The organism is Streptomyces sp. NPDC101166, from assembly GCF_044768125.1.
Lineage (GTDB): Bacteria > Actinomycetota > Actinomycetes > Streptomycetales > Streptomycetaceae > Streptomyces.
Genome location: NZ_JBIWPF010000012.1, coordinates 14,661 through 26,918, shown reverse-complemented (window position 1 = coordinate 26,918; position 12,258 = coordinate 14,661). Strand labels below are relative to the sequence as shown.

The 12,258-nt window shown below is 73.9% G+C and carries 10 protein-coding genes and 1 riboswitch; of the genes, 8 read left to right on the top strand and 2 right to left on the bottom strand.

Features of this window, described 5'->3' with window-relative positions; genetic code table 11:
* Nucleotides 1-19 precede the first annotated feature (19 nt).
* A riboswitch (cobalamin riboswitch) is annotated at nucleotides 20-216 on the bottom strand.
* A gap of 52 nt (nucleotides 217-268) precedes the next feature.
* Nucleotides 269-1,357: a YihY/virulence factor BrkB family protein gene (locus ACIRS4_RS21440; protein ID WP_404198193.1), complete on the top strand. Its 1,089-nt coding sequence runs from the start codon at nucleotides 269-271 to the stop codon at nucleotides 1,355-1,357.
* Between the two features lie 28 nt (nucleotides 1,358-1,385).
* Here the strand turns inward: ACIRS4_RS21440 and ACIRS4_RS21435 are convergent, their stop codons facing one another.
* Nucleotides 1,386-2,342: a helix-turn-helix transcriptional regulator gene (locus tag ACIRS4_RS21435; RefSeq protein WP_404198190.1), complete on the bottom strand. Its 957-nt coding sequence runs from the start codon at nucleotides 2,340-2,342 to the stop codon at nucleotides 1,386-1,388.
* Between the two features lie 238 nt (nucleotides 2,343-2,580).
* Here ACIRS4_RS21435 and ACIRS4_RS21430 point away from each other — a divergent pair, with 238 nt between their 5' ends.
* The 4 genes from ACIRS4_RS21430 to ACIRS4_RS21415 all read left to right on the top strand — a co-directional run bounded on the left by ACIRS4_RS21430 (nucleotide 2,581) and on the right by ACIRS4_RS21415 (nucleotide 8,833).
* On the top strand, nucleotides 2,581-2,955 hold the full coding sequence (locus ACIRS4_RS21430; RefSeq protein ID WP_404198187.1) for an ANTAR domain-containing protein: 375 nt from the start codon (nucleotides 2,581-2,583) through the stop codon (nucleotides 2,953-2,955).
* 66 nt (nucleotides 2,956-3,021) lie between these two features.
* A complete protein-coding gene (locus tag ACIRS4_RS21425; protein ID WP_404198184.1) occupies nucleotides 3,022-5,976 on the top strand; it encodes an AfsR/SARP family transcriptional regulator in 2,955 nt (984 codons plus the stop codon).
* Nucleotides 5,966-7,840: a BTAD domain-containing putative transcriptional regulator gene (locus ACIRS4_RS21420; RefSeq protein WP_404198181.1), complete on the top strand. Its 1,875-nt coding sequence runs from the start codon at nucleotides 5,966-5,968 to the stop codon at nucleotides 7,838-7,840. The genes ACIRS4_RS21425 and ACIRS4_RS21420 overlap by 11 nt, the downstream gene beginning before the upstream one ends.
* A gap of 117 nt (nucleotides 7,841-7,957) precedes the next feature.
* Nucleotides 7,958-8,833: a helix-turn-helix domain-containing protein gene (locus tag ACIRS4_RS21415; RefSeq protein ID WP_404198178.1), complete on the top strand. Its 876-nt coding sequence runs from the start codon at nucleotides 7,958-7,960 to the stop codon at nucleotides 8,831-8,833.
* Between the two features lie 121 nt (nucleotides 8,834-8,954).
* Here the strand turns inward: ACIRS4_RS21415 and ACIRS4_RS21410 are convergent, their stop codons facing one another.
* Nucleotides 8,955-9,617: a hydrolase gene (locus tag ACIRS4_RS21410; RefSeq protein ID WP_404198176.1), complete on the bottom strand. Its 663-nt coding sequence runs from the start codon at nucleotides 9,615-9,617 to the stop codon at nucleotides 8,955-8,957.
* Between the two features lie 307 nt (nucleotides 9,618-9,924).
* Between ACIRS4_RS21410 and ACIRS4_RS21405 the strand changes: the two genes are divergently transcribed.
* The 3 genes from ACIRS4_RS21405 to ACIRS4_RS21395 all read left to right on the top strand — a co-directional run bounded on the left by ACIRS4_RS21405 (nucleotide 9,925) and on the right by ACIRS4_RS21395 (nucleotide 12,245).
* Nucleotides 9,925-10,896: an alpha/beta hydrolase gene (locus ACIRS4_RS21405; protein ID WP_404198173.1), complete on the top strand. Its 972-nt coding sequence runs from the start codon at nucleotides 9,925-9,927 to the stop codon at nucleotides 10,894-10,896.
* Between the two features lie 28 nt (nucleotides 10,897-10,924).
* Complete coding sequence (locus ACIRS4_RS21400) at nucleotides 10,925-11,644, top strand: alpha/beta fold hydrolase (RefSeq protein ID WP_404198171.1); 720 nt, start codon at nucleotides 10,925-10,927, stop codon at nucleotides 11,642-11,644.
* A 193-nt stretch (nucleotides 11,645-11,837) separates the two neighbouring features.
* On the top strand, nucleotides 11,838-12,245 hold the full coding sequence (locus ACIRS4_RS21395) for a hypothetical protein (protein WP_404198169.1): 408 nt from the start codon (nucleotides 11,838-11,840) through the stop codon (nucleotides 12,243-12,245).
* Nucleotides 12,246-12,258: the final 13 nt, after the last annotated feature.

Sequence of the window (12,258 nt, the reverse complement as noted above, 5' to 3'; positions counted from 1 at the left end):
ACCCTCTCCAGCACCTCGTGGATGGTTGACGCGCCCTGGCCGGTCTCCTGGCTCACGGGTACCACCGCCCGTGCTCCGCCTTCCCGGGTCCGAGGACCCAGTGGCTGCCCGCGAGGGCCGGAGCCGGACTTCCCGATCACAGTGGCGAGGGCCGCACCGGCATCACACCGGATTTCCCGTTCACCAAGGCGTGGTGACAGTAATGCCCATATAAACGTGCTGGCAAGCGGGCATGTTATTCCGCTGCCCAGAGGGTTACTCCGGTGCTATGGCACGGACATCCAAATCCGATCACCGTATCGAAGGCCCCATCGAGACCGGCCGGGAGCGCGAGCCGGGCCCGGACGAATCGGTGGAACGGCGGGCCCCGGACGAGCCCACCGAGCTGCCCAAGCGGTCGTGGGGGGCGGTGTTCAAGGGGACGGTCAAGGAGTTCCAGGACGACGAGCTCACCGACCGGGCCGCGGCGCTGACCTACTACGGCATCCTGTCGCTGTTCCCCGCCCTGCTGGTGCTGGTGTCCCTGCTGGGCGTCGCCGGCAAGTCGGCGACCGACGAGGTCCTCGCGAACGTCAGGAAGCTCGCCCCCGGATCGGCCCGGGACATCATCAGCGACGCGGTGACCCAGCTCCAGGGCCGCGGCGGGGTGGGCTCGATCATGGCGGTCGTCGGCATCGTGCTCGCCGTGTGGTCGGCCTCCGGCTACGTCGCCGCGTTCATCCGCAGTGCCAACGCCGTCTACGACATGCCGGAGGGCCGCCCGGTGTGGAAGGTGCTGCCGGTCCGTGTCGGCGTCACGGTGGTGCTGCTCGTGCTGGCGGTGGTCAGCGCGCTGATCGTGGTCTTCACCGGCGACCTGGCCCGCCGAGCGGGCGAGACGCTGGGCATCGGGGACACCGCGCTGACGGTGTGGTCGATCGCCAAGTGGCCGGTGCTGGTCGTCCTGGTCACCATCATGATCGCCCTGCTGTACTGGGCGACGCCGAACGTCAAGGGCCGCGGCTTCAAGTGGATCACCCCGGGCAGTGTGCTCGCCCTGCTCATCTGGCTGCTCGCCTCCGCCGGCTTCGCGTTCTACGCGGCCAACTTCGCCTCGTACAACAAGACCTACGGCACCCTCGCCGGCGTGATCGTGTTCCTGGTGTGGCTGTGGATCAGCAACATCGCCATCCTGCTCGGCCTGGAGTTCGACGCGGAGCTCTCGCGGCAGCGCGCCGTCGCCGGCGGACTGCCCGACGACGAGGAGCCCTACGTACCGCCGCGTGACACGCGCGCGTGGAGCGAGGAGGACCAGCGGCGCATGGAGGACGACCAGCGGCGCGCGACGGAGACCCGGCAGCGGGCGGAGGACGAATGAGGCCCGTCGGGAGATGCCGCCCGGGGTTTCAGTCCTCGCCGAGGGTGCGGTGGGGCGGGACGCCGTAGGACGCGCGGTACAGCGAGGCGAAGCGGCCCGGGTGGAAGAAGCCCCAGCGGGCGGCCACCTCGGTCACCGTCGTGTCCAGCGGCGTCCCGGCGACCAGGTCGGCATGGGCGTGGGAGAGCCGCACCCGGCGCAGATGGGCCAGCGGGGTGGTGTCCATGTGCCGCCGGAACGCGTACTGCAGCGCCCGGACCGTGACATGGGCGGCCGCGGCGATCTCGGCCACGGTGACGGGCTCGCCGGCGTGGTCCTCGATGTACGCCAGCGCGCGGCGCAGCACGGCGGGGCGGGCGTCGTTGCGGTCGGTCGCGGTGGGCTCGGTGAGCGCGGTGTTGGGAAAGGCGGCCAGCACGCCGGCGGCCAGGTGCTGGGCCGCGGTGGAGGCGACCAGGGGCTGGTCGGCGAGGGCGGGCTCGGTCAGGATGTGGTCGCGGACGTACACGATGGTGCGGCGCAGGTGCTGGGCCGCGTCGGGGGAGTGGGGCCGGTGGCCGGTCAGCCGTACCGGCTCGGGTCTGCGGCCGGGAGCGGCGGAGGCGACCTGCGCGAGCAGATCGGTCTCCAGCATCGTGATGTTGTAGCGGGCGTTGCAGACCCGGCCGGAGTACGGCAGGTCCGGTGGGGCGAAGGACACCAGGTCACCGGGGCCGAAGGCGTCCTGGACGCCGTCGAAGGCGTGGTCCTTGATGGTGCCGTCGTGGACGAGGCAGAGGCAGATCCTGCCCAGCGGGGTGACGGAGTAGCTCATCTCGAAGTCGAGGTCGAGTTCGTCGACGGTCACCGACGGCATCGCGGAGCGGCTGATCCGCGCCCGGCCCGCCTGCGCGGCGCCGCTGCCGATCTGCATCCTGGCGTAGGCCCGGCTGAGGAAGTCCTCCGTCCGGCCCAAGTCGTCACTGTCGAAGAACAGCGTGTCCATCCCGGCTACCGCACCCCTTCCATGTCGAACGTCCCGCGCGGTGCGGAGACGACCGGCGACCGCCGGCCGCCGGCGTACCTCAGATGCCCCGCAAACCGGACCGCATTCGTTTTTCGGACGGCCCCGGCGGAGCCGTTCGTTCTGTGTGCGGCCGGAGCCCGCCTCGGCGTGAAGGGTGGAAAGAGGTCTCAGGAGGGCCGACGGGTGCGAGGACGCGAGAGAGGGAGGAAGACGGCTCGTGACGGGTGGTACGCAGGAGCAGCTCAAGGAGCGGATCGCCGCCCTGGAGGCGGAGATCGCCCAGCTTCAGCAGGCCGTCGTCTCCCACGCGGTCGTCGACCAGGCGATCGGTGTCGTGGTCGCCGTCGGGCATCTGCGCCCCGAGCAGGGCTGGGAGGTCCTCAAGGAGATCTCCCAGCGCACCAACACCAAGCTGCGGGAGGTCGCGGAGTACGTGGTGCAGGGCGCCCACTGCGGCTGGCTGCCCGACGAGATCCATCACGCGCTCGTCTCGGCCCTCAGCCGCACGGACCCGCGATCCGGCTCCGGGGAGGACTCCGGCGCGGGCTCCCCGGCCGCTCCGGGCATCGGCTCCCGCGCTGACTCCCACTGACTCTCGGTGACGCTTTCCCTGACGTAGAGTCCACTGCGGGGAGCGGAACACCGGAGGGGGAATGACGTGCCGCTGGAGTCCGTGCGGTTCGCGGTGCTGGGGCCCGTGCGGGTGTGGCGCGGGGGGACGGAGCTGAGGCCCGCAGGGCCGCAGGAGGGGGCCCTCCTGGCGTTGCTGCTGGTCAGAGCGGGGGAGCCGGTCGGCGTCGAGGAGATCGTCGACGCGCTGTGGGGGGCGGATCCGCCGCGCACCGCGGTCAACGTGATCCGTCGGCACGCGGGTTCGCTGCGGCGTCTGCTGGAGCCGGGGCTCGCCGTGCGCGCGGAAGGGCGGTGGCTGGTCCGGGCGGCGGGCGGCTATCGCCTGGTGACCGACGGTGACTGCCTCGACCTGCTGCGGTTCCGGGCACTGTGCGAGAGGGGGCGGCGGGCGGCGGGGGAGTCGCCCGCGCGGGCGGTGGAGCTGTTCGCCGAGGCGCTGTCGCTGTGGCGGGGGCCGGCCGCGTCCGGCCTCCCCGGACAGGCCCGCGCCCACCCGGCGTTCGGTGCGGCCGACCGGGAGCGCCTGACCGCCGTACGGGCCGCCGCCGACGCGGCGCTGCGCGCGGGGCTGCCCGACGTCGTCCTGCCCGAGCTGTACCGGGCCGCTGCGGCGCACCCGCTGGACGAACCCGCCCAGGCCGCGCTGATCCTCGCCCTCGCGGCGACGGGCCGCCAAGGGGAGGCCCGAGCCGCGTACGACGCCGTCCGCTCCCGCCTCTCCGAGGAGCTGGGCATCGACCCGGGACCGGAACTGCGGGAGGCGGGGGAGACGGCGCGGGGGGCGGGGACAGGCGGTGCGGCCGGCGGGGCCCCGGACTCCCGTGCGGGCGCCGACGTCCCCGCTCCGAGCACCGGTACGACCCCGTCGCCGGGCACCGCTCCGGCGCCCGCGCCCGATGCTCACCCTGACCCAGGCCCCGGTCCCCACCCCGTCCCCCGGCCCGCCGAGTTGTCCGCCCCGGGCCCCGCCGGGCCCGTCCCCCGGCAACTCCCCCACGACGTGCCCGTGTTCGCCGGGCGCGGAAGTGAGGTCGACGGGCTGCTCGCAGGGGGGGAGGGGCGGGTCGTGGTGATCGGGGGCATGGCCGGGGTCGGCAAGACCACGCTGGCCGTGCACTGGGCGCACCGGGCCGCCGACCGGTTTCCCGACGGGCAGCTCTACGTCAATCTGCGCGGCTTCGACCCGTCCGGCGCGGTCATGGAACCCGGGGAGGCCCTCCGGGGATTCCTCGACGCGCTCGGGACGCCGCCCGACCGGGTGCCGCACGGCGTGGACGCGCAGGCCGCGCTCTACCGCAGTGTGCTCGCGGAACGCCGGGTCCTCGTCGTCCTGGACAACGCCCGGGACAGCGACCACGTCCGCCCCCTCCTGCCGGGCTCGCAGGGCTGCCTCACCCTCGTCACCAGCCGCGACGAACTGTCAGGGCTGGTCGCCGCCCATGGCGCGCACGCGCTGGGCCTGCACCCGTTCGACGCCGGCCAGACCCGGACGTTCCTCGTCCGCCGACTGGGCGCCGAGCGGGTCGAGGCCGAGCCGGGGGCCGTCGACGAGATCGGCGAGCTGTGCTCCGGTCTGCCGCTGGCCCTCGCCTGTGTGGCCGCCCGCGCCGCCGCGCACCCCCGCTTCCCGCTCTCCGCCGTCGCCGCCGAACTGCGCGAGGCGCACGGCAGCCTAGACGCCTTCGCCCGCTCCGACGCGTCCGTGGACGTCGGCTCGGTGTTCTCCTGGTCCTCCCGGGCCGTGTCGCCCGCCGCCCGGCGGCTGTTCGAACTGCTCGCGCTGCACCCCGGCCCCGACTTCTCCCTGCCGGCCGCCGCCGCCCTGGCCGGCCTGCCGGCACGCCGGGTACGGCCGCTGCTCGCCGAGTTGACCGGCCTGCACCTCGTCGCCGAACACAGCCCCGCCCGCTACTCCTTCCACGACCTGCTCCGCGCCCACGCCGCCGAACTCGTCGAGGAACACCGCACCGGCACCGAACGGCACACGGCCCTGCACCGGCTGTACCACCACTACCTGCACACCGCGCACAGCGCCGACCGGCTCCTCGCTCCGACCTCCGACCCGCTGCCCCCGCCCCCCGCCCCGGAGGGCGTGCACCCGGAACCCCTCGCGGACGACGACCGGGCCCTGGCCTGGCTCACCGCCGAGCACGCCGTGCTGCTGGCCGTCGTCGACACGGCCGCCGCCTCCGGACAGGAACGCATCGCCTGCCAACTCGCCTGGTCCCTGGAGCCGTTCTTCGACCGGCGCGGCCACTGGCACGACGGGCTCACCGTCCAGCGCACCGCCCTCGCCGCCGCCCGCAGGCTCGCCGACCCGGCCCTTGAGGCGCGCGGACTGCGCGGACTGGCCCGCGTCGAAGGCCGGCTGGGCCTGCACGCACAGTCCGTCTCCCGGCTGGAACACGCCCTGAGACTGTTCACGCGGCTCGGTGACGACATCGGCCGCGCCAACACCCACCGCAGCCTCGGCTGGGAGCGCGAGCAACTCGACGACCTGCCCGGCGCGTTGCGCCACAACCAGCTCGCCCTCGACCTGTTCCGTGCGCTCGGCGACCGCGCCGCGCAGGCCAGCGTCCTGAACTCGGTCGGCTGGTACCACGCCCTGCTCGGCGAGCACCGGCAGGCCCTCGCCCACTGCTTCGAGGCCCTGCCCCTGCTCCAGGCACTCGGCGACCGCTACGGCCAGGCCGCCACCTGGGACAGCATCGCCTACGTCCACCAGCACCTCGGCCGCCACTCGCACGCACTGCTCGGCTACCGCAACGCCCTGACCCTGCTGCGCGACCTCGGCGCGCCGTACGTCGAGGCCGACATCCTCTCCCGTGTCGGCGACACCCACGAGGCCATGGGCGGCCACGACAGCGCCCGCGCCGCCTGGCGGCAGGCGCTCACCCTCCTCAGGGAGCTGGACCACCCCGACGCCGAACGGGTCGAGGCCCGCCTGACCGGACGGGACGGGCGCGCCGGTGCCGGCTGACCCCGTGGAGCTGCGCTTTGAACTGCTCGGCCCCGTGAGGGTGATGAGGGCCGGCCGCGAACTCGGCCTCGGGTTCCCCCAGCAACGCGCCCTGCTCGCCCTGCTCCTGGCCCACGCGGGCCGGACCGTGCCGACGTCCGAGATCCTCGACGTGCTCTGGGCCGAGCGGCCGCCCGTCAGCGCGCACAACGTCGTGCGCCGTTACGCGGCCGCGCTACGGCGGCTGCTGGAACCGGAGTTGCCGCCCCGGGCCCCCGGGGGACGTCTGCTGCGCCGCCCCGGAGGCTATCTGCTGGAGGCGTCCCAGGACGAGGTCGACCTGCTGCGCTTTCGCGAGCTGACCCGGCAGGGCAAGCGCGCGGCGGCCACCGGGCGGCCCGAGACGGCGGCCGGACGCTTCACAGAGGCGCTGCGTCAATGGCGCGGCCCGGTCATCGCCATGGGCATTCCTCGAACGGCCCGCGAGCATGTGCAGTTCACGGCCGTCGAACACGAACTCCTGCACACGGCCCGCCTCGCCGCCGACGCGGCCCTGCGGTGCGGCCGGGCCGACCAGGTCCTGCCCGCCCTGCGCCGGGCCACCGCGCTCGCCCCGCTCGACGAACCCCTGCACGCGCGTCTGATCCTCTCCCTGGCCGCCTGCGGCCTCCAGGCGGACGCCCTGGCGGCGTTCGACGACGTCCGCCGGCGTCTGACGGCCGACCTCGGCGTCAGCCCCGGCCCCGAACTCGCCGCCGCCCACACGAGCGTCCTCCGCCAGGAAGCGGGCCGGCTGCGCTCCGGACCGACCGTGCGCCTCGACCGCGCGGCACCCGTCGTCCACCTGAGGACGCCGCCGGACACCCACCCGTCCACGCGACTACCGCCCGACATCCGTGAGTTCGCCGGACGCCGGGCCGAACTGGGCTGGCTGGCCGCGCGGTCGGCGGAGCCGGGGCCGACCGTACTCGCGGTCGTGGGGATGGCCGGCGTCGGCAAGAGCACCCTCGCCGTGCACTGGGCGCACCGGATCACCGGCCGCTATCCGGACGGCCACCTGTACGTTTCCCTGCGCGGCACCGACCTCGCACGGCCCGCCCTGGACCCCGGGGACGCGCTGCGCGCGATGCTCACCGCGCTGGGCGTCCCCGCGGCGGAAGTCCCCGAGGGCCAGGCCGCCCGCGCCGGCCTCTACCGCACCCTGCTGGCGGACCGACGCGTCCTCGTCGTCCTCGACGACGCCGCCGGGACCGAGCAGGCGGGCCCGCTGCTGCCCGGCTCTCCGGGCTGCCTCACCCTCGTGACCAGCCGCGACGCCCTGCCCGGCCTCATCGCCTCGGGAGCCCGCCCGCTGCGCCTGGAACCGCCGACCGCCGACGACGCGCGCGAGATCCTCACCCGGCGGCTCGGCGCCGGCCGGGTGGCCGCCGAACCCGCGGCGGCCGAGGAGATCGCCGCCCGCTGCGGCCGGCTGCCCCTCGCGCTGACCGCCGTCGCGGAACGCCTCACGCACCGCCCCGAGGCCACCCTCGCCACCCTGGCGGCGGAACTACGCGCACAAGAAGGCGGTTTGGACGCCTTCGGCAGCGTCACCGGCACAACACCCGACGTCCGCAAGGCCTTTCTCGGCTCGTTCCGACGGCTCTCCCCGCAGAGCGAGCGCCTGTTCCGGCTCCTGCCCCGCCACCAGGGCCCCGACCTCACCGCCACGGCCGCCGCCGACCTCGCCGGACTGCCCGTGCGCCGGGCCCGGATCCTCCTCGGCGAACTCGCCGACGCCCACCTCGTCACCGAGCACGCGCCGGCCCGCTACGCCCTGCACCCGCTGCTGCGTGCCCACGCCACCGAACTCGGCCTCCCCGAGGGTCCCTTCGCGTCGCCCTGACAGCAACGCCAGTCGCCTCACCAGGCGTTGTCACTTCACTGTCACTCCATTTGCACATCCGCCGACCTACCGTCCCAGCGACCGGATCGACCGTCGCTCAGGAGGCATCAGCGGAAGATGTCCATCACCAGCACCATCGAAGCCCCCGTCAGGACGACGCCCGTCGGCGTGGAGATCCTCACCGGAGAGAGGGGTCCCGGCCCCCTGCCGGGCGAGGGCGCGCCGCACCCTCGGCAGCGGCTGCACTCCCGCGAGGGCGGCGAGTACCTGTTCGTGGGCCTGCGCGGCTCTCCCACCCCGCCCGCCGGGCCCGAGCCCCTCAGCGCCCGTCCAGTGCCGGCACCGGCCCCGGGCGACGTCTGCTTCTACGACGTCCACCGCCCGCCGGCGCTGGACTTCCCCGAGCGGTTCCGGGCGACGGTGTTCCTCGTCCCGAGCGATCTGCTGGGGCTGACGCCCCTGGACGTACGGCGTCTCACCCGCACGCCGGTGTTACGCGCCTCCCGGCTCGGCGCACTGCTGTCGCCGCTGCTGTCCGACCTCGCCCGCACCGCCTCACAGGCCCGGCCGCCGGTCGGCGAGATGCTGGCCTGGAACGCGGTGAACCTCGTGGCGACCCTCGCCGCCGAACAGCTGGGCGCGGGCGCGCCCGGCGCACCGGACGGACAGCCGCCGGTGCTGGGCCGCATCCTGGAGTACGTCGAACTCCACCTGACCGAGACCGGTTTGTCGCCGGAGAGCATCGCCCGCGCGCACCACATCTCCGTGCGCTACCTGCACAAACTGTTCCAGGACGAGGGCACCTCGGTCGGCCGCTGGATCCTGCGCCGCCGCCTGGAGGAGTGCCGACGCGACCTGAGACGGCACGGCCGGGGGAGCCGCACCATCGCGGCCGTGGCCGGCCGCTGGGGCTTCACCAGCGCCACGCACTTCAGCCGCGTCTTCCGCACCGCCTACGGGATGTCCCCCAGCCAGTGGCGGGACATCCCGTAGGCGGCCGACGCCTCCCGGCGAACCCGCCTCACCGGGGCGGACCGGCCCACGGAGCGTCCGGCGTCGAGCCCCGGCGCGCGACCACGGCGGTGCCGGTGGCCCCGGCCGCGCCCTTGGGAGGTCAGCCCGCCGCGTGGGCGCCGACGACGGCCTCGGCGTAGACGATGCCGAGGCCGTAGGCGCCGCCGTGCTCCTTGACGATGCCCGTGGTGGCCTCGTACGTGTCCGTGCGCGCCCAGTCCCGCTGGAGCTCCAGCAGCACCTGCACCCAGGTCACGGGGACCGCGCCGGCCTGCACCATGCGCTGGACCGCGTGCTCGTGGGCCTGCGGGCTGACCCCGCCGGACGCGTCGGTGACGACGTACACCTCGAAGCCCTGGGCGAGCGCGGACAGGGCGGGCAGGACCACGCAGACCTCGGTCCACAGACCGGCGATCACCAGCTTCTTCCGGCCGGTCGCCTTGACGGCCTCGACGAAGGCGAGGTCCTCCCAGGCGTTCATCGTGGTACGGTCGACGATCTTCTGCTCGGGGAAGACGTCCGCGAGCTGAGGCAGGATCGGCCCCGAGAACGACTCGGCGGCCACGGTGCTCAGCACCACCGGCACGTCGAACGCCTTCGCGGCCTTCGCCAGGCCCACCGTGGAGTTGATGATCGCGGTGCGGTCTGAGCTGCCGGTGCCGAAGAACATCTGCGGCTGGTGGTCCACGAACAGCACCGCGCAGTCGTCCGGGGTGAGCAGGTCGGGGCTGGGGGACGCGGTGACCTCGGAGATGTCGACCATGGGGAGACCTTTCGGCAGCGTGTGAGTGGCGTGGTGATGGAGACGGTTCAGCCGGCGCCGGCCGCGTACACGATCCGGCCCCGGTGACCGTCATCGGCGCCAGGTACCCCGCGATCCCACCCCGGCCGTCGCCGCCCGTGTGTTCCCGGAGCGCACCGGACGATTCCCCACAGCGCACGGCCCGATGTGCGCTGTGAGCACAACGGCCGTGCACACACGGGCAATCCGGGGCCGCCGGCCGCGTCTAGCGTGACGGCGCGACACACCGCACCACCGATCAGCACACCGATCACAGCAGGAGATGCCCATGTCCGACGTCGTCGAACCGGTTCAGCCGGTTCTGGAGCCCGAGGCCGCGGCGTTCGCTGAGGCGACCGCCAACCCGCCGTACCTGTTCGAACTGCCGCCGGCGGAGGGGCGCAAGGCCGTCGACGAGGTGCAGTCCGGCGAGATCGACAAGCCCGCCGTCGCCGAGGAGTGGATCACCGTCTCCGGCGGCCCCACGGGCAGCGTCCGCGCCCGGATCGTCAGGCCCTCCGGCGCCGAGGGCGTCCTGCCGGTGATCCTCTACATCCACGGCGCCGGCTGGGTGTTCGGCAACGCCCACACTCACGACCGCCTGGTCCGCGAACTCGCCGTCGGCGCCGGCGCGGCGGTCGTCTTCCCCGAGTACGACCTCTCGCCCGAGGCCCGCTACCCGGTCGCCATCGAGCAGAACTTCGCCGTCGCCCAGTGGATCGTCGAACAGGGGACGACGAAGAACCTCGACGGGACGCGGCTCGCGGTGGCCGGCGACTCCGTCGGCGGCAACATGACCGCCGCCCTCACCCTGATGGCGAAGCAGCGCGGCGGCATCCCGCTGGTGCAGCAGGTGCTGTTCTACCCGGTCACCGACGCCGCCTTCGACACCGGCTCCTACCACCAGTTCGCCGAGGGCTACTTCCTGCGCCGCGACGGCATGCAGTGGTTCTGGGACCAGTACACCACCGACGCCGCCGAACGCGCCCAGATCACCGCCTCCCCCCTGCGCGCCACCCCCGAGCAGCTCCAGGGCCTGCCCCCGGCCCTCGTCATCACCGGCGAGGCCGACGTCCTGCGCGACGAGGGCGAGGCGTACGCCAACAAGCTGCGCACCGCCGGCGTCCCCGTCACCGCCGTCCGCTTCCAGGGCATCATCCACGACTTCGTCATGCTCGACGCCCTGCGCTCGACGTTCGCCGCCGAAGCCGCCATCACCCTGGCCGTCGGCACCCTGCGCACCGCCCTGCACACCGCCTGACCTTCTGACTTCCCAGGAGAAACCTCCCATGAGCACCACCACGCCCACCGTCCTCCTCGTCCACGGCGCGTTCGCCGACGCCGGCAGCTGGTCCGGCGTCATCGCCGAACTCCAGGGCCACGGCATCCCCGTGATCGCCCCGCCCAACCCCCTGCGCGGCCTCGCCTCCGACGCCGCCTACATCGCCTCCGTGGCCGCCCAGATCGACGGTCCCGTCGTCCTGGTCGGCCACTCCTACGGCGGCGCGATCATCACCGTCGCCGGCGCCACCGAGAACGTCGTCGGCCTCGTCTACGTCGCCGCGTACGTCCCGGAGGAGGGCGAGAGCCTCGGCGCGCTGCAGGGCCGCTTCCTGCTCGCCCCGCTGGTCAGCAACCTCAAGGAGTGGACGTACCCGGGCCCCGGCGGTGAGCCGGCCGTCGAGGTCACCATCGCCGAGGCCGCGTTCCCCTCGGTGTTCGCCGCCGACGTGCCCACGGACGTCACCAAGGTGCTCGCCGCCGCCCAGCGCCCCCTCGCCGCAGCCGTGTTCGACGAGACCGCGGCCACGGCCGCCTGGCAGACCAAGCCGTCCTGGGCGCTCGTCGCCGCCGCGGACGAGGCGATCAACCCCGAGGTCCAGCGCTTCGGCGCCAAGCGGGCCGGCGCGACCGTCGTCGAACTCGAGGGCGCCTCGCACGCCGTGGCCGTCTCCCAGCCGAAGCAGGTCACCGACCTGATCCGCGACGCGGTGCGGGCGACGAGCTGACTCCCGACGCCGGCCGGTCGTGGACCGGCTGACGGCGACACCGGCTGACCGGCGCACCGGTCGACCGTGCGACTGCCGCGCGGACGCCAAGCGGGCACCCCGCTTCGCGTCCGCGCGGTTCTGCGTCCCCCGCCGACGCCGGTACCGTTCTGGCTGCGTACAGATGGATTCACCAGCGACCGGTGGAGGTCCCGTGCAGCAGGTGTCGGACTTGAGTCTTTGGGGCGCGGGGGCGTTCGGCCTGGTCATCGGCTGGATCGCCTACCGGACGCTGAGGCGTTCCGAGGGCTCGCGGATCAGCGACCTGGTGACGGTGATCGCGGCGCTGGGCGGTGGCGCCGTCGTCAACACCCAGTTCGCGGAACCCGACCTGTTCGCCGCCTACGGCCTGGGCCTGGCGGCGGGGTTCATCGGCTACTTCGTCGTGGCGTGGCTGGTGGACCGCTCGGAACGCAAGGCCGACGCGGCGGCGGCACGTGAACTGGCGGCCGCCGAGGAGCAGTCCACCGAAGGGCAGTCCGGCGGGGGCAGGTCCGGCACCCCGACGGTACCCGCGCAGCCCGGCTCCCGTCCGGGGGACTGGATGGGGGACGTCCGGTAGGCGTGAGCGGGCC